This window comes from Enterococcus sp. 7F3_DIV0205 (assembly GCF_002141365.2).
Taxonomy (GTDB): Bacteria; Bacillota; Bacilli; order Lactobacillales; family Enterococcaceae; genus Enterococcus_L; species Enterococcus_L palustris.
Genome location: NZ_CP147244.1, coordinates 44291 through 66709 on the forward strand (window position 1 = coordinate 44291; position 22419 = coordinate 66709).

Here is a 22419-nt window from a genome sequence, read left to right on the forward strand (position 1 = left end):
AGATGACAAAAGAAATTATTTCATCAAAAGATTTGCATTTATATTATGGTAAAAAAGAAGCCTTGAAAGGGATCGACTTGAGTATCAATCAAGGGGAAATCACAGCGATGATCGGACCATCAGGTTGTGGTAAATCGACTTATCTACGTTCGCTGAACCGGATGAATGATTTGATCCCAGGTGTGACGATCACTGGAAGTGTGGTCTATAAAGGGAAAGACATCTATGGTCCAAAAACGGATATCGTAGATTTACGTAAAGAAATCGGCATGGTTTTTCAACAACCGAATCCTTTTCCGTTTTCCATCTATGAAAATGTGATTTATGGTTTACGTTTAAAAGGCGAAAAAGATAAACAAGTGTTAGATGAAGCAGTGGAAAATAGTTTAAAAGCAGCATCTGTTTGGGAAGATGTGAAAGATAAACTGCATAAAAGTGCCTTATCTTTATCAGGCGGTCAACAACAACGTGTTTGTATCGCTCGTGTGTTAGCCGTTGATCCTGAAATTATTTTATTGGATGAACCGACAAGTGCCCTTGATCCAGTTTCAAGTGGTAAGATCGAGAATATGCTTTTAACATTGAAAGAGAAGTATACAATGATCATGGTGACACATAATATGTCTCAAGCTTCACGGATTTCTGATAAAACGGCTTTCTTTTTACAAGGCGAATTGATAGAATTTAATGATACGAAGAAGATATTCTTGAATCCAAAAGAAAAACAAACAGAAGACTACATTTCTGGAAAATTTGGTTAAAAAAAAGGAGGAACCTATATGTTGCGCAGCCAATTCGAAGAAGAACTATTAAATCTTCATAATCAATTTTATGAAATGGGCATGATGGTAAGTAATGTTGTGCATAAATCTGTACGAGCGTATATCAACCACGATAAAAAAATAGCTCAAGAAGTCATTGATTATGATGTAGAAATTAATGATATGGAAGTTAAATTAGAGAAGAAAAGTTTTGAAATGATTGCTTTACAACAACCAGTAACAACCGATCTAAGAATGATCATCACTGTTATGAAAGCTAGTTCTGACTTAGAAAGAATGGCGGATCACGCTGTATCGATCGCTAAGTCAACGATTCGATTAAAAGGAGAAACTAGAATTCCTGAAATTGAAAAAGAAATTTCAGATATGTCTGATTATGTTAAAAAAATGGTTGATAACGTGTTGATCGCTTATGTCAAAACGGATCAAAAAGACGCTCGTATGATCGCTAAAATGGATGCTCGAGTGAACGAGTATTTTGATAGTATCTACAGACACTCAATCAAAGCAATGCAATCAAATCCTGAAACAGTCATTAGCGGAACCGACTATCTGCATGTAGCAACCTATTTAGAGCGGATCGGGGATTATGTGACAAATATCTGTGAATGGATCGTTTATCTAGCTACTGGAAAAATCACAGAATTGAATAGCAATCACGATGAATAACATAATAAAATAGAGGCTGGATTAAAAGCATTTATTTAAATGTAAAGAGAGAAGCAAAACGAATAGCTCGTTTTGCTTCTCTCTTTCTTTTTTTTGTATACAATATTGTTCATAACTAATGTAAAAATAATTTTGAACATAATTTCAATAACGTGTTTACATTTGTTCTTTCGTCGTGTATTATACACTTATATTGGAAAGCGCTAACCATTATAATTAAAATTTTGGGGTGAGAGAATTTGGAAGAAACGAATGCAGTTGTTGGTAAAGGGATCCGGCCGACTTTGGCCGAACAAAGAAAACAATGGTTTAAAGAATTTATGAAACCGTTTTTGGTTGTTGTGGTTATATACATCACCATGTACATGATTCGTAATAATTTTAAAGCAGCACAGCCATTATTAAAAAGTCAGTTAGGACTGACAACGACAGATCTTGGTTATATTGGTTTTGTCTTTTCCATCGTTTATGGATTTGGTAAATTTATTGTTGGTTACATCGTAGATGGCAAGAATACGAAGAAAATTTTATCTATTTTGTTATTATTGTCTTCGATAACCGTTTTATGTATGGGGATTCTTTTTACCATGAATAATGTCCCGATGGGCTGGATCGTGGTTTTATGGTCATTGAACGGATTGTTCCAATGTGTTGGTGGACCAAGTTGTGCTTCCGTTATTACACAATGGACAACGAGAAGCAATCGTGGGAGATATATTGGGTTATGGAATGCATCACATAATATTGGTGGTGGTTTTGCAGGGATTTTTGCTGTTTGGTGTGCGACAACGTTCTTTAAAGGTCAAGTTGCAGGGATGTTCATTATTCCAGCAATAGTGGCAGCTGTTGTGGCAATAGGAACATTTTTCATCGGGAAAAATAGACCAGAAGATTTAGGCTGGAATTCAAGTGAAGAAATCTTTGGTGAACCTGTGGAAGAAGCCAATGTAGATGCTGAAAATCTAACAAAGTGGGAAATTTTCAAAAAGTATCTCTTAACCAATCCTTATATTTGGGTTTTATGTGTTGCGAATGTATTTGTTTATATTGTTCGAATCGGTATCGATAACTGGGCACCGTTATATGTAACGGAACATTTGAATTTTTCGCAAGAAGCAGCAGCTCAAACGATTTTCTATTTTGAAATGGGCGCTTTGATCGGATGTTTGGCTTGGGGCTATATCTCAGATTTATTAAAAGGACGTCCAGCATTGGTTGCCACAGTCAGTACAATTTTACTACCGATTGGCATCATTGGATATCAACTTGGTACAACTGAATTTGTGATCAATGCATCATTATTTATGTTAGGCATGATGGTATTTGGACCGCAATTGTTGATCAATTTATCCATGTTAGGATTTGTACCGAAAAAAGCAACAGTTGTTTCGGGCGGATTGCTAGGCGCTTTTGCTTATTTATTTGGAGATTCAATGGCTAAAATTCTTTTGGCTAAGATTTCCGATCCGTCAAAAGATGGAGTGAATTTCTTTGGACACGTCCTACACGGTTGGAATGATACATTTATTATCTTTTATATTTCTATTGTGATCATTGCCGTTCTTTTAGGAATCGTGGCATTGGCAGAAGAAAGAAGAAGAAAAAAAGTAAGTGCATAAAGGTGGAATAGACAAATGAACGTAAAAATTACAAATTTTAGAGACTTAGGCGGCATTCAAAATAAAGAGGGAAAAATAGTTAAGGCGAAGAAATTATTGCGCTCGGGCCATTTAGTTGATTTAGATCAAAAAACAAAAACAACGCTTGTAGACAATTTTAACCTAACAAGAATCATTGATTTTAGACGAGGCTTTGAAATCAGTGAATCGCCAGATACTCCAATCGAAGATGTGGAGTATGTCAATTTAGATCTGTTAGGAAAGATGAACGCTAAAAATTCAAGTTTAGCTGATTTTGCTAAGTTAAAATCGATTGAAGCAGTTGATAAACATATGCTTGGCGTTTATGAAGATTTGATCCTGAATCCAGGTGCTCAAGAAGGTTTTACGGAGTTTATGGAGTATATTTTAGCTAATAAAGAAGGTTCAACAATTTTTCATTGTTTTGCTGGTAAGGATCGCACAGGCTACGCTTCAGCGTTATTGCTATTATTACTAGATGTGGAAAAAGAGGAAATTTATAAAGACTTTCTGATTACAAATACTGAGAGAAAACAAGCCAATGATGAATTAGTTCAGCAATTTAGAGAGCAAGGATTTAGTGAAGAGCAATTGGAGTCATTGGCAACAGCTCTTTATGTAAAGGAAGATTATCTGGATCACGCGTTTAATTTAATTGAGAAAAACTTCGGTACAGCAGAAAAATATGCAGCTGAATGTTTAAATTTTGATCAAGAAAAACTAACTGAGCTGAAAAGTATTTACTTAACTGACTAAAAGTCCATTTGTCATCCTTGTTTGTTCTTGCTATAATGAGCTTAAATAATAAGGAACGGACAATGTGTATGGATAAAGAAAAACAACAACTTAGTATCGAAGTAGCACGACTTTACTATCAATCATCCCTTAGTCAGCAAGAAATTGCTGAGAAGTTAAATGTATCACGGCCGACAATATCGCGATTACTCAATTATGCTAAAGAAAAAGGATATGTTCAAATCACGATTTTTGATCCTTTCTCAGATCTGTTTGAAATCGAAAAAAAGTTGAAAGAAAAATATGGTTTAGCAGAAGTCCATGTTGCTTTTTCGCCAGATGCAAACTACAATTCTATTTCAGAATATTTAACTTCTTATGCAGCTGAATATCTTGAAGATACTATCAAGAGTGGTGATATCATCGGGGTTAGTTGGGGAACGACTATGCATAAGACCGTTTCTAAAATGAGTCGTCTGGATGTAAAGGGCGTTGAAGTTGTTCAACTAAAAGGCGGCATTGCTTATTTTGATGTTAATAATTACGCATTTGAAACAATCACATTATTTGCTGAAATTTTAAATACAAAAGCAAGAACGTTTCCTTTACCAGTTATTTTAGACAGTAAAGAAGCCAAAGATTTAGTTGTAGAAGATCGTCATATCAGTAAGGTTATTGAATTGGGACGGCAGGCCAATATTGCTGTATTTACCGTGGGAACGGTTCAAAGCGAATCGTTGCATTTTCGCTTAGGCTATTTTACGGAACAAGAAGAGAAATCACTTAAAGCGAATGCAGTAGGAGATATCTGTTCCAGATTCTTCAATGAAGATGGTCAAATCAGTGATGAAGAAATCAATAGTCGTACGATTGGGATTGAGCTTGAAGAGTTAAAAACCAAGGAAAAGTCGATTCTAATCGCTGGCGGAGATCGCAAAATCAAAGCAATCCATGGTGCATTAGTGGGTGGCTATGCCAATGTGCTGCTGATTGATAAATTTACCGCTTTGAAGCTTTTAAATCATTAATTATATTTGGGAACCGGAGTAGACATGTTTTTCTACTCTTTTATAAAAACTTAGTATGAACGAAATTTCAATTTAATAGAACGAAATTTCTGAAAGGGAGAGTACAATGAACGTAAACAAAATGATCGACCACACATTATTAAAACCAGAAGCAAATGAGAAAGCATTATTAACTTTGATCGAAGAGGCTAAAAAATATGAATTTGCTTCAGTGTGCGTGAATCCTTATTGGGTTGCTTTAGCAAGTAAAGAATTAGCTGGTACTTCAGTTGAGATTTGTACAGTCATTGGATTTCCTTTAGGGGCAAATACAACAGCAACAAAAGTTTTTGAGACAGAAGACGCAATCAAAAATGGTGCAACAGAAGTAGACATGGTCATTAATGTAGGTGCATTAAAATCAGGCGATGAAGATACTGTTTTAAAAGATATTGAAGCAGTTGTGAAGGCAGCCCAAGGCAAGGCATTAGTGAAAGTGATTCTTGAAAATTGTTTATTAACGGATAGAGAAATTGCGTTAGCATCAAAACTATCAGTTCAGGCAGGAGCAGATTTCGTTAAAACATCAACTGGTTTTTCAACAGGCGGAGCAACGATCAAAGATGTTGCATTGATGCGTAAAACTGTTGGTCCGGATATTGGAGTAAAAGCTTCTGGTGGTGTTCGTACAGCGGAAGATGCTAAATCAATGATTCATGCTGGAGCTTCAAGAGTAGGTGCAAGTTCAAGCGTTGCGATTGTTGATGAAGCTATCAATGATACAACAGGTGGCTATTAAAAATTTTAAACAATTGAGATCGTGAGGTACGAATTATGAGAATGGTTGATATTATTGAAAAAAAACGAAATGGCAATGAACTTAGCAAAGAAGAAATTGAATTTTTTATTGAAGGTTTAACAAACGGAACGATTCCAGATTATCAGGCAAGTGCATTCTTAATGGCTATTTATTTTCAGGACATGTCTGATGAAGAACGAGCTAATTTGACTTTAGCAATGGTTCATTCTGGTGATGTGATCGATTTATCAAATATTGACGGGATAAAAGTGGATAAACATTCTACTGGTGGTGTAGGTGATACAACAACATTAGTTTTAGCCCCGCTTGTGGCTGCACTTGATATTCCTTTTGCAAAAATGTCAGGCCGTGGCTTAGGTCACACTGGTGGTACGATCGATAAACTAGAAGCTTTTGATGGTTTCCATGTGGAATTAACGGATGATGAATTTACTGAGATGGTCAATCGCGATAAAATTTCAGTAATCGGTCAATCTGGTAATTTAACACCTGCTGATAAAAAATTATACGCGTTAAGAGACGTCACAGCTACAGTTAGTTCAATTCCACTGATTGCAAGTTCAATCATGAGTAAAAAAATTGCAGCAGGGGCAGATGCGATTGTCTTAGATGTTAAGACTGGTGCAGGTGCCTTCATGAAGACGGAAGAAGATGCAGCAGAACTTGCTTCTGCAATGGTTAGAATCGGTAATTTAGTTGGCCGAAATACGATGGCTATTATCTCTGATATGTCACAGCCGTTAGGAAATGCGATCGGTAATTCATTAGAAGTGCAAGAAGCTATCGATACTTTGCATGGTAATGGACCAGAAGATTTAACAGAACTTGTTTTAACTTTAGGGAGTCAAATGGTTGTACTTGCAGGCAAGACCGATTCTTTAACAGAAGCTAGAGAATTGCTAAAAGGTGTAATTAAAGATGGTTCAGCTTTGGTCAAATTCAAACAATTTATCAAAAATCAAGGTGGCAATCCTGAATGGGTTGACGATCCTACATTATTACCACAGGCTAATTTTGAAATCGAGGTTACTTCTGATTCAGATGGATTTGTTACAGAAATTGTCGCTGATAATATCGGGGTAGCAGCAATGAAACTGGGAGCTGGACGAGAAACAAAAGAAGATGACATTGATTTGGCAGTTGGCTTGGTTTTAAGAAAAAAAGTTGGTGATCCAGTGAAAAAAGGTGAGAGCTTAGTCACAATTTTTGCCAATCAAGAAGATATTGCTGATGTTGCAACTATGATCAAGGAGAATATCCACATTGGTTTAGAGGTTCCAGAAAGCAAATTGATTTACCGCGAAATTCACAAGTAGTCTAAAAGATTAAAAAATAAAAAGCGCTGTTACAAAAAAAATAGACTGAGCTATAACTTTTTGAGTTATGCTCCAGTCTATTTTTTTATAATCAATTAATTATTCAACACATTTTTTCAAGGTCTCTTTAATGGAAGCAACGACATCATCATGTTTGATATTTAAAATAGGAAAGGTATCATTTGGATCTAAATATAAATCATATTCTTGCATCATCGCTGATTTTGTTGAATGAATCCCATGTTCCAAACCAGCTTTGCCTGCTTCAGCATCAATACCTTCGTAAATATCTTTAACATCATTATAAGAAACGACCGGAACTGTTGTATCTTGTCCTAAAGCTTCTACCATCAATTGATAAAATTCTTGGTATTTCATATTAGTATCACCAATTGCATATGTGCTGCGATGTGTTCCGTTTTCCATAGCACCAACAGCTGCTTGCGCTACTTGTTCTACTGTTACCATTGCAGTCCCACCTTTAAGTGCAGGGAAAATGGCTTGCCCTTTGATTTGATCTGTAAACATTTTCCATAACGGTTCACGACCAGGCATAGTACCAAAAATATAAGGCAGACGTAAAGAAGTTACAGTCATACTACCGTCGCCTTCAGCGAACGCAACTTGTTCTTGAAGTAAGCGCATCATTGGGTAACCTTCTAGTTTTAAGTTAGTTTCAGGTAAACGCTCAGCAAATTCTGAAAAGTAAGAACCAAAGACAACAAAATTCTTTACACCCGCTTCTTTAGCTAAATAGGCCAAACGTTGAGTAGGTAAGACGTTCGCTTCATAGAAAAATTTAGAAGCAGGACTTTTTGGAACAACACGTTCGTCTGCACCAGCGGCATAAATAAAACCTTCACAACCCTTAAGCATCTCCAACACTGTTTCATCTGTCATATCATTGATATTTCCTAAAGTTACAGAGACATCGCTAGAAAATAAATCTTCTGCGGGCATCGGTGGTAAAGAAATCGTTGCTACCTCATAGCCTTTTTTCAATAATTCTTCCGTAGTATAATACCCTAAAAAACCAGTTCCACCTAACACAAAAACTTTTTTACTCATGAGTAAAACCTCCTGAATTAATTTGTGATATGAATCACATGTACAATTATAGTATAATCGTAATGAACTAAAAATACTGGACATCACAATTATAAATCTTATCCTAATTGAACGAAGGAGTGAAAAAATGCAAACAAGTCTTCCATATACCGGAACTAGTTACTATGGTTTTGAATTAAATAAAGCCGATTTTATTGTAAAAAGTGAATCCTACCAAACTGAAACGGCTAAGATGAGTAGAATGACCGTTCAATTTTTCTTTATAAAAAGCGGTTCAGGAAAGATCCAAATCAATAATCAAGAATACTTAGTAAGAAAAGGCAGTGTGCTTTGGCTTTTTTCATATCATGTTTATCAGTTTGTTGAAATTTATGAAGAAATCCAAGTAATCACTTTCGACCTTTCTTTAAATGTACTAATGTTATCTTCCCTAACAACCCGCTCGGTGGATCAACATATGAATTTTTTTGAGTACTGGGATACACCTGCTCTTGACTGTGAGGAAAAAGATTTTTACTATTTACGAACGATTTTTACCCATGCTCTTAAAGAGTATGAACAACAAGAGCGACTCTATGATCTATCATTGCTTGCTGATTTGTATCAAGTGATCGTTTGGTTTGAAAGAACTGCAAGGTACCATTGGAATCGTGAAAAACCAATTCGTGAGATGAGTTCAAAAATATTATTGTATCTTCATTTTCATTATAGAGAAGACTTGTCACTCAATGAAGTAGCAGATAAATTTAAAAGCACATCTCAAACGATCAATCGAGGGTTAAAAAAACTAACAGGGAAAACATTTGTAGAAAATCTGGTTGAGGTTCGCATCAACAATGCTTTAGCAATGTTAAAATTTGAAGAGCTGGATGTAGCATTCATTGCTGATTTTGTTGGTTATCGATCCGTACCTAGCTTTAACAAACAATTTAAGGCGATGACAGGTTATTCACCTACAGAAGTCAAAAAAATCCGCTCAACTGATAAGAAGCTAAATTCCTTTCGTTTCCAAAACAGTTTACCTTTTGAGATTTATAATTACATTCATCAACACTACAGTGAAGCAATATCGCTTCAAACGGCAGCAAAATATTTTTATTCTAGCCCAACTAAAATTGATCAAATTGTTTTAAATGAGTTTTCAATGACCTTTAATGCTTTGGTAGAATATAATCGGATGTTATTTGCTCGTTCTCTTTTGCTCAGTTCCTCTAGAAAGATTAGCGAAATAGCGGAAGCTTGCGGTTATCAATCTATTCGTACGTTTAACCGAAATTTTTTAGCTTTTTGGGGAAATACGCCAAGAAAATATAAAGAGTTATTGATGAAGAAAAAGAAGCTAGGATGAGACCAAAAAATGAAAGAGAGATTTAGTAGAGAAAAGATAACGGCCAATCCTCTTTCTATTGACAGAACATAGCAGTGGGAGTAGGATGGTGGTGCAAAGCAACTAATAGTTTCCTTTTGAAAAGGGGTGAGTGATTATGGAAAAATTGAAAACAATGGTAATCAGTCTTCTTGGACTAGTTGGTGCTATCAGTTTGTTTGGAGGAGGAGTCCTTTGTGCATCTCTGTTTATTCTTTTATTTATATTGTCGGTTGTATTGGAAGCTATCACAAGCCACAGTAAGAAAACTTCATCTATTTAACGATCAAGTCATTTTACCCTGATTGGTCAGTAATACTGAATAGTCAGGGGCTTTTCCTGTTTAAACGCAATTAATATGAGCTACTTCATTATGAATCATCTAAGTCTTTTCAAACTAAACAGAAATTTTTCTGAAAATCAATACGATTTCATTTGAAAAACACTAAAAGAACAGGTATAATTAATTCAGCAATAATTATTGGTGAAAGACTTGTCCGTAGCCATTTTATTATTTCATGAGGGAGTAACTGGCGGCATCAGCTGCGACAACATCACCAACTCCGAAAGAAATTTCTGGTGTTGTCTTAAACGGTGAGACTTATGTATGTTCTATTTAGCATACAGAGGTCTATTTTTTTTCGTTTTGCTACGAACCAATAAGTTCAAAAACGTGTTCGTTTCGCTATAATGAAGTAAAATAGATTTAAGTAGCTGCAAATTATAAGGAGGAAGAACATGTCAGAAGAGAAAAAGGTTCAATTATCTGAAGCGTTTTACACGCAATCAGATGAAGAGGTCTTACAAAAGTTTGATACGACAGTTGAAGGATTGTCCGATCAAGAAGCCAAAAAAAGGTTAGAGAGTTATGGCGCCAATGCGTTAGATGAGGGTAAAAAGAAATCGATCGTTGTCAAATTCTTTGAACAATTCAAAGATTTCATGATCATCGTATTATTATTTGCCGCTGTAATTTCAGCAGTCTTCTCAGGAGACTTTGTTGATTCTATCATCATTTTACTTGTGGTGATCTTAAACGCCATCTTCGGTGTGATCCAAGAAGCCAAAGCCGAACAAGCAATTGAAGCTTTGAAAGAAATGTCTTCACCAAATGCAAATATTCGTCGTGATGGTCACGTAATTACAGTGAAAAGTGACGAGTTAGTACCAGGAGATATCGTTTTATTAGAAGCTGGAGATGTTGTGCCGGCAGATTTACGTTTGTTAGAAGCCGCTAGTCTTAAAATTGAAGAAGCAGCTTTGACAGGTGAATCTGTTCCAGTTGAAAAAGAAGCAATCGTTTTAGAAGGAACGTCTGATGACATCGGTATCGGTGATCGGATCAATATGGCTTATTCAAACAGTAACGTTACTTATGGCCGAGGAATCGGTGTGGTTGTCGGTACAGGAATGAATACAGAAGTCGGTAAAATCGCTGGTATGTTAGCCAACGAAAAAGAAACAGAAACACCATTAAAACAAAACTTAAACCAATTAGGTAAGATGTTGACGATTGCAATCTTAGTGATTGCCGCTGTTATGTTCGTTGTGGGCATGATGAACGGTCGTACATGGATCGATATGTTATTAACATCGATTTCATTAGCTGTTGCAGCGATTCCAGAAGGATTGCCAGCTATCGTTACAATTATTTTAGCATTAGGAACACAAAAGATGGCGAAGAAAAATGCTATCGTTCGTAAATTACCAGCAGTTGAAACATTAGGTAGTACAGATATTATCTGTTCTGATAAAACAGGTACACTAACATTGAACCAAATGACAGTTGAAGCACTTTACACAGACAATGAAGTAAAACCTGCAACAGCTGAAGTTCAGTTAGACAACATGGCATTAAAAATCATGAACTATACAAATGATACAAAAATCGCGCAAGATGGTTCATTGATCGGTGATCCAACAGAAACAGCACTTGTGCAATATGGTTTAGATCATGAGTTCAACGTAATTGAAAAAGTTGCGGCTGAACCTCGTGTTGCTGAAATTCCATTTGATTCAGACCGTAAATTAATGACAACTGTTCACCAATTAGCAGATGGTAAATTCTTAGTCGCTGTAAAAGGTGCACCAGATGAATTACTAAAACGTTGTAAGGAAGTTTTATTAAACGGTCAAACACCAGCAATGGATGACAAACAACGTCAAGAAATTTTAACGACCAACACAAAATTAGCCAAACAAGCATTACGTGTTTTAGGGATGGCTTACAAAATCGTTGATGCAGTTCCAGCTGAAATGGATTCTGATTTAGTTGAAAAAGACCTAGTATTCGCAGGGCTTGTCGGCATGATCGATCCAGAGCGTAAAGAAGCAGCGGAAGCTGTTAAAGTGGCAAAAGAAGCGGGCATTCGTCCAATCATGATCACAGGTGACCACAGAGATACAGCAGAAGCAATCGCAGCTCGTCTTGGTATTATTAAAGAGGGCGATGATGATGCCGTAATCACAGGTGCAGAACTAAACGAATTATCTGACGAAGCATTTGCTAAAGTCGTTGAACATTATTCCGTTTATGCACGTGTTTCTCCAGAACATAAAGTACGTATCGTTAAAGCATGGCAGCAAGAAGGTAAAGTTGTAGCCATGACAGGTGACGGTGTCAATGATGCCCCAGCTCTGAAAGCAGCCGATATCGGTATTGGAATGGGGATCACTGGTACAGAAGTATCAAAAGGTGCCTCTGATATGGTTTTAGCGGATGATAACTTCTCAACAATTATCGTAGCGGTTGAAGAAGGGCGTAAAGTCTTCTCAAATATCCAAAAAACGATTCAATACCTACTTTCTGCCAACCTTGGGGAAGTATTAACACTATTTATCGCAACAATGCTAGCTTGGGATACCTTACTACCTGTTCACTTATTGTGGATCAACTTAGTAACCGATACCTTCCCTGCAATTGCATTAGGTGTAGAACCTGCTGAACGTGATGTGATGAGCCATGCTCCACGTGGAAAGAAATCAAACTTCTTCTCTGGTGGTGTCTTGAGCAGTGTGATTTATCAAGGGATTACACAAGGTGCCTTGACTCTGATCGTGTACAAAATGGCGATCGAATTCCCAGCTCACACAGCAGCCAATATGCCAAACTTATCTGCACAAGCCTTGTATGATCTACAACATGGTGATGCGTTGACAATGGCATTTGCAACATTAGGATTGATTCAATTGTTCCACGCATTTAACGTGAAGTCTATTTACCAATCAATCTTTAAAGTTGGCTTGTTTAGAAACAAATCATTTAACTGGGCTATTTTAGTATCGTTCCTATTACTAGCAGCAACGATCTTAATTCCAGGATTCAATGACTTGTTTAGTGTAACGTCCCTAGACGCTTACCAATGGGCCATCGTTGCTGGAACATCATTTGCGATTATTCCAATCGTTGAGATCGTAAAATTTATTCAACGTAAAATGGGCAAGAGCTAAATTAAATAAGCCTGAAGTAGGAATGTATCTGATGAAGATACATTCCTACTTTTTTGTTATAGTAAAATAGCTTACAAAAAATTAATTTTTTAAGGTCAAAACAAGTCAAAAAAGTGGACAAATTCTCAGATTGCGGTATTATTAATATAGATATTTAGCTTTAAACTATGGAGGTTACAGATATGAACTATTTAGATGAAAATGAAGAAACAGAAGAAAAACAACAACCTAATGCGTTTATGAAAAAACTTTTTGAAGAACGAACAATTTTGATCTACGGTGAAATCAATCAAGATTTAGCTCGAGAAGTGACTTCTCAATTATTGCTACTTGCAGCAATGGGAGATGAACCAATCAAGATTTTCATTAATAGCCAAGGCGGACACGTTGAAGCTGGTGATACGATTCATGATATGATCAAATTTGTAAAACCAGAAGTGATCGTAATTGGAACAGGATGGGTCGCAAGTGCGGGTATTACGATTTATTTAGCTGCTGATGCGAAGAACAGATATAGCTTGCCAAATACACGCTATATGATTCATCAACCAGCTGGTGGCGTCCAAGGTCAAAGTACAGAGATTCAGATTGAAGCCAAAGAAATCATCCGCATGCGTGAACGTGTCAACCGCTTGATTGCTGAAGCAACAGGTCAAACATACGAAAAAATCGCAAAAGATACAGATCGTAATTTCTGGATGTCAGCTGACGAAGCCAAAGATTATGGTATGATTTCTAAAATCATCAAAACAAGTGATGAAATTAAATAAAGCACTAAAAAACTGCAGACAACAAAATGTTTGCAGTTTTTTTCTCTTAAAAATTAGTAGAAAAATATTCTTTTCCAGATTCCTCTTGTCATCTACCTATGAAAAAGTGTAAAATTGAGTGATTACTAAAAGAAAGTAGGAAAGACAGTGAAACCAAATTTAGGCTATTATGTTCAAAACATCAATGATATTGTAAAAGAAACAGAAGAAGTCGGCGAAAAAATGAACGAATATTATGAAGAAGTGCGTACAGCGATCGATGAAGGAAAAGCAACTGAATTAGCACCAGAAAGAATTGCTGAAATTCAACGTATTTTCCAAGATGGAACAAAAGAATATACAATCATGTTGGAAAAAGTGACTAAATTACGTCCCCCAGCACGCGTGATGGGTATTCATAAAAAATTTGAACGTTCATACATCGAATATCTGGCTGGATGCAACGAGATGATTTTATCTTTAGATCCTGAAAAAGGCATAGATATCGATCTTTTCAATAATTCAGAAGAAAAACAAGATAAAGCAACTGATGATATTTCATTTGCAATCACACGAATGAGTAATCTTTTGTTGAAAAAATAAAAAAATAAACGAAAAAATGACAAAAAATAGTGATATTTAATTTCATTTTAATGTTATTTTTAGTAGACAAAGGAAAAAATGTGTTGTATTATATATTCATACCAACAACAACCTTTTTATTTTTCATTTTACTCTTATTGAGTAATACTCCTTTTCCATCGGCCTTTTCAGCCGGTGGTTTTTTTATTTTTGTTTTTCGGACTATTTATTATTTCATTAATATATGTTTATTTTTTGTATTTTAAAATATAGAGAGTTATTTTATACATATTGGATTGATTCTGAAATTTTAGATTTTATTTTAATTAATAAAAAAATCAGATTACTTGGGAAAATAGAAAAGTCTAAAGTAAAAGCAATTAAGCTTTACTTTAGACTTAAAAAATCCAACTACAATTCATTTGCATTAATTCTCTACATTACGAACATAATCATCAAAATACTGAACTAGGTCAGCTTTGATTTTTTGGTATTCAGCTTCTGTGTACTCACGCTCTTCGATTGTTCCATTAAAAAATGGAATTTCCAACTCTTCGCGCAAGCGGTCTACGACTTCGCTTTGATCCATTTGGGCACCTTCTTTACCTGTTGTCTACTCTATTATAAAACATTAAAATCATTCGTCAACTGCTCAAAAGAATCTTTCATAGCCGTTAACTTATTATAAAGTAGGATACTATTGTCTTCTTCAAGGAGAAAGACTTGTTTTAATTCAAAATAGAATTCTTCAAAGGCTTTAAAAAAAGGGTGAACCTCTGAGGCAGTCAATTCACTGTTACTGTAGTAAAAGACACGTACGCTGTGATAATAAGTAAATACCTCGTTGATATTCAAAAGAATACGTGTATCCTCAGGACGCGGGCGGCTAGTGACTAAATCATACAATGTTAAACTTTTCGTGTGAATCTCAGATAGATAAGATAAAAGTAATTCTACTTTTTCATTATTCGTTGACATTAAATCGACCTCCAATTTCTCTAATTATAATAAAAAATAGAAAGAAAGAGAAATAGGACACTCAAATACAAATAAATATTTAGAAAAAATGGAAATGAAAGAAAAAAGTTGACAAAAAAATGAGAATGTTCTAATATTGGTTTTAATAAAAAAACTCATTGAAAAGAAGAGTACACAAGCAGACATTAGAATCTAGCTGATTCATTTCATTCAGCTAGAAGTAGAGAGCTTTCGTTTGGTGCAAGAAAGTAATGATCCCTTGTCGAAAATGATCTTGGAGAGGAAAAATCATTTTGATTTTTACGGCAGCTACCGTTAACCAAGCACCAAATCAAGAAGAAATTCGGCGTTTGGATCGAGATGGAACTAAATTCCAATAAAGGTGGTACCGCGACAGTCGCCCTTTACTAGCATATTGCTAGTAGGGGGCGGCTTTTTTAGTTCCTTTTTAATGAGAATAATAGAAAGAGGTGGTCATTATGCAAGAAGGTGACATGTGCATCAGTAAAGTAAACAAGATAAACAGAATAAAACATAGAAAAGGAATGAAGCATAATGACAAACTCTAACTATCAATTCGAAACAATCCAAATCCACGGTGGGCACACACCGGATAAAGAAACAAATTCAAGAGCTGTTCCGATTTATCAAACAACTTCTTATACATTTGACGATACGCAAGATGCGGCTGAAAAATTTGCGCTATCTAAAGCTGGAAATATCTATACTAGGATCACAAATCCTACAACTGCAGTTTTGGAAGATCGTTTGAACGAGTTAGAAGGTGGCGTTGGAGCGGTTGCAGTAGCTTCTGGAACGGCTGCTGTTACTTATGCGATTCAGAATCTTGCAAGTAGTGGTGATCATATTGTTTCGGCTTCAACGTTGTATGGTGGAACCTTTAATTTATTTGCCCATACATTGCCAGAGTTTGGTATTACAACAACTTTTGTCGATCCAGATCAATTAAGTAACTTTGAAGATGCTATCAAAGAGAACACAAAAGCGATTTTTGTAGAAACAATTGGCAATCCAATTACAAATGTTGCTGATTTAGAGGCAATTGCAGAGATTGCTCATAAACATGGACTTCCATTGATCGTTGATAATACTTTTGCAACAGCCTATTTAAATCGTCCTTTTGATTTTGGAGCAGATATCGTTGTGTATTCAGCGACAAAATTTATTGGTGGGCATGGTGTTGCTTTGGGCGGTGTCATCATTGATTCAGGCAAATTCAATTGGGCGAATGGCAAATTTCCTAAATTAGTTGATCCAGATCCAAGTTATCACGGACTTTCTTATACAAAGGACGTGGGAGCTGCAGCGTATATTACTCGTTTAAGAGTCTCTTTATTAAGAGATACAGGAGCAGCGATTTCGCCATTCAATAGTTTCTTATTGATTTTGGGTTTAGAGACATTATCTTTGCGATTAGAACGTCATGTAGAAAATGCTCTGACTGTTGCGGAATTTTTGGATAAGCACCCGAAAGTTCAATGGGTCAATTACCCAGGTTTACCTGATAATAAGTATCATCAACTTGCAGCAAAATATTTACCTAAAGGCGCAGGTTCAGTGTTTACTTTTGGTGTGAAAGGTGGAGCCGAGGCAGGGAAGAACCTGATCAATCATGTCGAACTCTTTTCACTCTTAGCCAATGTTGGGGATGCAAAGTCATTGATCATTCATCCTGCTTCAACAACACATTCTCAGTTAAGTGATGAAGAATTAAATGCTTCTGGAACTTCACCAGAATTGATTCGTTTATCAATTGGAATTGAGAATATTGATGATATTCTAAAAGATTTGGAACAGGCATTAGAAAAAATATAGTAAAAAAGGGGAACAAAACGTTTATAAGTTTTGTTCCCCTTTTTTTGTTATATCTCCTCATTTGGTGCTTGTTTTTTTCTTTTTGCAAAAGCCTCAACTTTATGACGATTTCCACAAATTTTCATTGAGCACCATTTTCTACGTCCTGTACGATCCACAAAAAGTAATACACATTCTGGATTAGTACAACGACGCAGTTTATGAATATCATCATTAGCAATAAGTTGGGCTAAATCAAGTAAGATCAATGATTCAAACGAATGATAATCAATCGTTATTGGTATGAATGATAAGGTATCATTTATAATCTCTATGCTGAAAGGATGTACTTTTGTCGTTATTTTAATTAAATCTAACAGTTCAATTTTTGTATTTTCACCAGCAATCAGCGCTGATAATTTTTCATACAGCAACTCTCTAAAAGCGATGAGTGTTGAATGGTCATCGGCTTTTTCAAAATAGGGTTTAAATAGTGATAATTGATAAGAGTAACGACTATTTTTTTTAATTTCGTGATCAAACCAGTTTGCTAAATCACTTCTTGACTCGATCAACTCAGTGATTTTTCCATTTTTTGAAATCTTTGTGTTGATGAAATCTAATATTAAACAATCAGATACATCTGGAAAATGATGAGACAAAAGACTCCCTCCTCTTTAACTAAATATGATTTTATCATAGTTCAATCATTAATGCTAATAACTAACTTATAAAAATGTTGTTGACAGGTTAGTTGTAACTAACCTATAATACGTTATAAAGGAGGTTAGTTAAATGAGGGTGTTAAAAAAAATGTTCACAACTGCACGTTCACCGCTAAAAGTAGATTTAAAAGCAGCGATTATAGGGTTTATGGGCGGTTTTATTGTCATTTTTAGTTTAATCGTTCTAACCGAGAAGACTGAATGGAGCTGGATAATGGCACCATTTGGAGCGAGTTGTGTTCTTGCTTTCGGTGTATGGGATGCACCACTTTCTCAACCAAGGAACATTATTGGTGGGCATTTTATTTCAACGTTTATAGGGTTAGCGTGTCAGACATTACTTGGCAACTCAGTGGCTTCGATTGCAGTAGCAGTTGGCTTTTCGATAATGTGTATGATGCTGACAAAAACAACGCACCCACCAGCTGGGGCAGATCCATTAGTTGTTATGATGAGCCAGACGGGTTGGAATTTTCTATTTACACCTGTGTTAATAGGTTCTGTGGTCATTGTAGTAATTGCCTTAGTTGTAAATAATCTAGATAAAAAAAGAAAATATCCAACGTTTTGGTTGTAAAATTTTTAAATCGTAATTGAACAGAAAAAAGAGAGGAATGGTAATATGACAATAAAAGTAGGAATCAATGGATTTGGACGAATTGGACGTTTGGCGTTTCGTAGAATTAAAGAGGTATCGAATCAGATTGAAGTGGTAGCGATCAATGATCTGACTAGCCCTAAAATGTTGGCTCAATTATTACAGCTTGATTCAACTCATGGAGCTTACGATGGTAAAGTTAGTGCAACAGATGATGGGATCATCGTGGATGATCAAGAAATTAAGATATACGCACAAGCAGATGCTCGTCAGTTAAATTGGGTAAAAGAGCAAGGAGTAGATATTGTTTTAGAGTGCACAGGATTTTATACCTCAGAGATAAAAGCGCAAGCACATCTCGATGCAGGAGTAAAACGTGTTCTAGTTTCGGCTCCAGCAGGAGATATGAAGACGATTGTTTATAATGTCAATGATGATACATTGACTTCAAAAGACACCATTATTTCTGCAGGATCGTGCACAACCAACTGTCTAGCATTGATGGCGCATCATCTAAATAATGAATTTGGTATCGAAGTTGGCACGATGACGACAATTCATGCTTATACGTCAACGCAGATGTTGTTAGATGGGCCAGTTAATGGTGGAGACTTGCGTGCTGCTCGTTCAGCAGCTGTCAATACGATTCCTCATTCCACTGGTGCAGCGAAAGCGATTGGGTTAGTTATTCCTGAATTAAATGGACGATTACAAGGTCATGCACAGCGAGTGCCAGTTGTAGCAGGTTCTTTGACAGAATTAGTGTCTATTTTAAAAACAAACGTTACGGCGGAACAAGTAAATGAAGTCATTCAAAAGCACACGATAGAGAACCCTTCTTTTGACTATGATGATCGGCAAATTGTTTCCAGTGATGTCATCGGTTCTACTGCGGGTTCGATTTTTGATCCTACACAAACCGAAGTGATAACAGCAGGAGATGTTCAGCTAGTTAAAACAGTTGCATGGTATGATAATGAATACGGGTTTGTCTGTCAGATGATTCGTTTGTTGGAAAAATTTGCACATTTAGAAAATTAGACGTTGACTAATCGAATAAAGAGTATGGACTGTCGTTAGTTTATGCTCTTTTTACTTGCATGTTTAAACAAATAAAATTAGACTTTCTTAAAAAAATTCTCATAAAACTATTGACTTTGATTTAAAAGTTCTGTATCTTTAACACTATAGTTTGAATTATTTAAAAATTCTGACAATAAAGGATGTTGAAGATGATGAACAAGCAGACAACGACAATTACATTCTTATTATTACTGAAGGACTCATCACACTGATTTTTAGAAACCAGCTGCAGCGCAGCTTTTTCTTATCAGAGGTTGAGAGTCCTGTTTTCGCATTGCATGAACGGGATGATAGAACATCCCATATTCGTGGGATGTTTTTTTGTTGCAAATCACAGCGATTGCTTGCAGAGCTGATGATGCGCAATACTTGGCGAACGAAGAGAGAGAAGTCTCGTTCGCTTCATTTAACCTAATCAAAAAAATGAAGATTCAGAAGGGACGTATGAACATGAACACTATCCAATTTTTTGACACCACTCTAAGAGACGGCGAACAAACACCGGGAGTAAATTTCAACACCAAAGAGAAAGTCCAAATCGCTAAACAACTAGAAAAATGGGGAATTGATACGATCGAAGCGGGATTTCCGATTGCATCTGTTGGTGATTTTGAAGCCGTCAAAGCTATCGCAGAAAGCGCTGAAAAGATGACCGTCGCAGGTTTGGCACGTTGCCAAAAAGCTGACATCGATCGCGCACATGAAGCTTTACAAAACGCCAAACATCCGCAAATCCATGTTTTTCTGGCAACAAGCCCAGTTCATATGGAGTTTAAACTAAAAATGACACCAGATGAAGTGATTGCTTCTATTAAAGAACATGTCAGTTACGCTAGAAGCAAATTTGAAAAAGTTCAATTTTCACCAGAAGATGCAACGAGAACAGAAAAGCAATTTCTACTAAAAGCTGTTCAGACAGCCATTGATGCAGGAGCTACCATCATTAATGTTCCAGATACAGTTGGCTATTCAAATCCAACGGAATACGGTGCACTATTTAAATTTCTAATCGAAAATATTCAAAGCGACCAAGAAATCATTTTCTCTTCACATTGTCACGATGATCTAGGAATGGCGACGGCCAATGCCTTAGCGGCTATCGAAAATGGTGCCCGCCGTGTAGAAGGGACGATCAATGGAATCGGTGAACGAGCGGGTAATACCGCTCTTGAAGAAGTCGCATTGGCTCTTTATATCAGAAAAGATTTTTATAATGCTCAAAGCAATATCCTATTGAACGAAACTAAAAGAACCAGCGATCTCGTCAGTCGTCTATCAGCTGTAGCGGTACCGAGAAATAAAGCCATCATCGGAGCGAATGCCTATGCACATGAATCAGGTATCCATCAAGATGGGGTATTGAAAAATCCAGATACGTATGAAATTATTACACCTTCACTTGTCGGGGTAAACGAAAACTCATTGCCGCTAGGAAAACTTTCTGGTCGTCATGCATTTGCCACAAAGATGGAAGCTCTTGGCTATCAACTAACAGAAGAGGAACTAAAAGATGCCTTTAAACGTTTCAAATCACTAGCTGACAAAAAGAAACAAGTCACCGAAGATGATTTGATCGCCCTGATGGTCGGACAAGCGCAAGAATGCAGTGAAGATTATCGCTTAGAGCGTGTCCAACTACAATATGTTTCTGACGGCAGCCAAGGAGCGATCGTTTCCATCAATACAGGAGAAGACGAAAGTAAAACAGAATCAGCGATTGGTTCCGGGAGTATCCAAGCTATCTATAACTCTATCGATAAAATATTCGTTCAAAAACCAGAACTGCAAGAATATTACATCAAAGCCATCACGGGTGGAGAAGATGCGCAAGCAGAAGTTCATGTAACCTTAGCAGATAGTGAAAATAATAAACAATTCAACGGCATCGGTATCGACTTTGATGTCTTACAGGCTTCAGCCAAAGCCTACGTCAAAGCCAGTGAACAATTTCAAAAAGAAGCGGGGAGAGCCTAATGACTAAACGAATCGTAGCCTTGCCAGGAGATGGCATTGGAGCAGAAATCATGGATAGCGCGCTAAAAATAATAGCCGAAATCATGGTTCAAGATAATTTGGATTTCGATATTGAACGCTTTGCCTTTGGTGGTGCTGGTATCGATGAACAAGGGGATCCGTTACCAGAAGAAACACTCAAAGCTTGTGAAAAAGCCGATGCAATTTTACTAGGTGCTATCGGTGGTCCAAAATGGGACGATGCACCAAAACGCCCCGAACAAGGGTTATTAGCCTTAAGAAAAGCCTTAGGATTGTATGCAAATATCCGACCAATCTCAGTGCCAGATGCAGTGGTTCATTTATCTCCATTAAAAGAAGAAAATGTTCGAGGTGTTGATTTCGTTGTTGTCCGCGAACTCACAGGAGGTATCTACTTTGGCGAAAAACAACTAGGAGAGACAGAAGCTTCGGACCTATGTACTTATTCAAAAGCTGAGATTCAACGGATTATCAGAAAAGCTTTTGAAATCGCTCGTACCAGAAATAAAAAAGTTACTTCTGTCGATAAAGCCAATGTCTTGGCAACCAGTAAATTATGGCGTCAAACAGCGGAAGAAGTAGCACAAGAATTTCCAGATTGTACCTTAGAACATCAATTAGTTGATTCAGCGGCCATGGTCATGATTCAAAAACCAAAAACATTTGATGTGATTGTCACAGAAAATCTATTCGGTGATATCCTAAGTGATGAAGCATCGGTGATTCCAGGCTCACTAGGAATGATGCCGAGCGCGAGTCACAGTGAAACAGGTCCGTCATTATACGAACCGATCCACGGTTCTGCACCTGATATCGCCAATCAAAATATCGCCAATCCGATGTCGATGATCTTGTCAGCGGCGATGATGTTACGCCAATCGTTTGGCTTAGAAAGTTCAGCGAAGAAAATCGAAGATGCTTGTGATCGTGTGATGAACCAAGGCATTTTAACAACGGATCTTGGTGGAACAGCGACAACCACTGATTTTACCGAAGCCGTAATCAAAGAATTGAACTAAATTAAAGGAACGAATGAAAGAG

The 22419-nt window shown here is 36.6% G+C and carries 21 protein-coding genes and 1 other annotated feature; of the genes, 17 read left to right on the forward strand and 4 right to left on the reverse strand.

The window, feature by feature from the left end; all coding sequences use genetic code 11:
* Positions 1–2 precede the first annotated feature (2 nt).
* The 7 genes from pstB to A5821_RS00270 all read left to right on the forward strand — a co-directional run bounded on the left by pstB (position 3) and on the right by A5821_RS00270 (position 6969).
* Entirely contained in the window at positions 3–761 is a 759-nt protein-coding gene (gene pstB / locus A5821_RS00240; protein WP_010760782.1) for a phosphate ABC transporter ATP-binding protein PstB, read from the forward strand.
* Positions 762–779: 18 nt separating this feature from the next.
* Positions 780–1451, forward strand: coding sequence for a phosphate signaling complex protein PhoU (phoU, locus tag A5821_RS00245; protein WP_086312274.1), 672 nt, complete (start codon positions 780–782; stop codon positions 1449–1451).
* A 239-nt stretch (positions 1452–1690) separates the two neighbouring features.
* Positions 1691–3070, forward strand: coding sequence for a hexose-6-phosphate:phosphate antiporter (gene uhpT / locus A5821_RS00250; RefSeq protein ID WP_086312275.1), 1380 nt, complete (start codon positions 1691–1693; stop codon positions 3068–3070).
* Positions 3071–3085: 15 nt separating this feature from the next.
* Positions 3086–3847 (forward strand): tyrosine-protein phosphatase, encoded by a 762-nt coding sequence (locus A5821_RS00255; RefSeq protein WP_086312276.1) that lies wholly within the window; start codon positions 3086–3088, stop codon positions 3845–3847.
* A gap of 68 nt (positions 3848–3915) precedes the next feature.
* A complete protein-coding gene (locus A5821_RS00260) occupies positions 3916–4854 on the forward strand; it encodes a sugar-binding transcriptional regulator (protein WP_086312277.1) in 939 nt (312 codons plus the stop codon).
* Positions 4855–4960: 106 nt separating this feature from the next.
* Positions 4961–5632, forward strand: coding sequence for a deoxyribose-phosphate aldolase (gene deoC / locus A5821_RS00265; protein ID WP_086312278.1), 672 nt, complete (start codon positions 4961–4963; stop codon positions 5630–5632).
* A 35-nt stretch (positions 5633–5667) separates the two neighbouring features.
* Complete coding sequence (locus A5821_RS00270; protein WP_086312279.1) at positions 5668–6969, forward strand: pyrimidine-nucleoside phosphorylase; 1302 nt, start codon at positions 5668–5670, stop codon at positions 6967–6969.
* 99 nt (positions 6970–7068) lie between these two features.
* Here the strand turns inward: A5821_RS00270 and A5821_RS00275 are convergent, their stop codons facing one another.
* A complete protein-coding gene (locus tag A5821_RS00275; protein ID WP_086312280.1) occupies positions 7069–8037 on the reverse strand; it encodes an NAD-dependent epimerase/dehydratase family protein in 969 nt (322 codons plus the stop codon).
* A gap of 127 nt (positions 8038–8164) precedes the next feature.
* Between A5821_RS00275 and A5821_RS00280 the strand changes: the two genes are divergently transcribed.
* The 5 genes from A5821_RS00280 (at position 8165) to A5821_RS00300 (ending at position 14205) form a co-directional block, all read left to right on the forward strand.
* Complete coding sequence (locus A5821_RS00280; protein ID WP_086312281.1) at positions 8165–9385, forward strand: AraC family transcriptional regulator; 1221 nt, start codon at positions 8165–8167, stop codon at positions 9383–9385.
* Between the two features lie 136 nt (positions 9386–9521).
* Positions 9522–9686 (forward strand): hypothetical protein, encoded by a 165-nt coding sequence (locus A5821_RS00285; protein WP_170922917.1) that lies wholly within the window; start codon positions 9522–9524, stop codon positions 9684–9686.
* 455 nt (positions 9687–10141) lie between these two features.
* Positions 10142–12853 carry a cation-translocating P-type ATPase gene (locus A5821_RS00290; RefSeq protein ID WP_086312282.1) on the forward strand — a complete coding sequence of 904 codons (2712 nt, stop codon included), beginning with the start codon at positions 10142–10144 and terminating at the stop codon, positions 12851–12853.
* A gap of 182 nt (positions 12854–13035) precedes the next feature.
* Positions 13036–13623, forward strand: coding sequence for an ATP-dependent Clp protease proteolytic subunit (locus tag A5821_RS00295; protein ID WP_086312283.1), 588 nt, complete (start codon positions 13036–13038; stop codon positions 13621–13623).
* Between the two features lie 147 nt (positions 13624–13770).
* Complete coding sequence (locus A5821_RS00300) at positions 13771–14205, forward strand: hypothetical protein (RefSeq protein WP_086312284.1); 435 nt, start codon at positions 13771–13773, stop codon at positions 14203–14205.
* 406 nt (positions 14206–14611) lie between these two features.
* Here the strand turns inward: A5821_RS00300 and A5821_RS00305 are convergent, their stop codons facing one another.
* Entirely contained in the window at positions 14612–14773 is a 162-nt protein-coding gene (locus tag A5821_RS00305; RefSeq protein ID WP_086312285.1) for a hypothetical protein, read from the reverse strand.
* Between the two features lie 32 nt (positions 14774–14805).
* On the reverse strand, positions 14806–15162 hold the full coding sequence (locus A5821_RS00310; RefSeq protein WP_086312286.1) for a hypothetical protein: 357 nt from the start codon (positions 15160–15162) through the stop codon (positions 14806–14808).
* A gap of 149 nt (positions 15163–15311) precedes the next feature.
* Positions 15312–15570, forward strand: a binding site (T-box leader).
* 147 nt (positions 15571–15717) lie between these two features.
* On the opposite strand from A5821_RS00310, the gene A5821_RS00315 reads away from it, so the two are divergent.
* On the forward strand, positions 15718–16998 hold the full coding sequence (locus tag A5821_RS00315; RefSeq protein ID WP_086312287.1) for an O-acetylhomoserine aminocarboxypropyltransferase/cysteine synthase family protein: 1281 nt from the start codon (positions 15718–15720) through the stop codon (positions 16996–16998).
* 47 nt (positions 16999–17045) lie between these two features.
* On the opposite strand, the gene A5821_RS00320 is transcribed toward A5821_RS00315, so the two are convergent.
* Positions 17046–17639 (reverse strand): CGNR zinc finger domain-containing protein, encoded by a 594-nt coding sequence (locus tag A5821_RS00320; RefSeq protein ID WP_086312288.1) that lies wholly within the window; start codon positions 17637–17639, stop codon positions 17046–17048.
* 133 nt (positions 17640–17772) lie between these two features.
* On the opposite strand from A5821_RS00320, the gene A5821_RS00325 reads away from it, so the two are divergent.
* The 4 genes from A5821_RS00325 (at position 17773) to leuB (ending at position 22397) form a co-directional block, all read left to right on the forward strand.
* Complete coding sequence (locus A5821_RS00325; protein WP_086312289.1) at positions 17773–18279, forward strand: HPP family protein; 507 nt, start codon at positions 17773–17775, stop codon at positions 18277–18279.
* Positions 18280–18324: 45 nt separating this feature from the next.
* Entirely contained in the window at positions 18325–19341 is a 1017-nt protein-coding gene (gene gap / locus A5821_RS00330; protein WP_086312290.1) for a type I glyceraldehyde-3-phosphate dehydrogenase, read from the forward strand.
* Between the two features lie 492 nt (positions 19342–19833).
* Positions 19834–21357 (forward strand): 2-isopropylmalate synthase, encoded by a 1524-nt coding sequence (locus A5821_RS00335; protein WP_086314276.1) that lies wholly within the window; start codon positions 19834–19836, stop codon positions 21355–21357.
* On the forward strand, positions 21357–22397 hold the full coding sequence (leuB, locus tag A5821_RS00340) for a 3-isopropylmalate dehydrogenase (RefSeq protein WP_086312291.1): 1041 nt from the start codon (positions 21357–21359) through the stop codon (positions 22395–22397). The genes A5821_RS00335 and leuB overlap by 1 nt, the downstream gene beginning before the upstream one ends.
* The last annotated feature ends 22 nt before the right edge of the window (positions 22398–22419 follow it).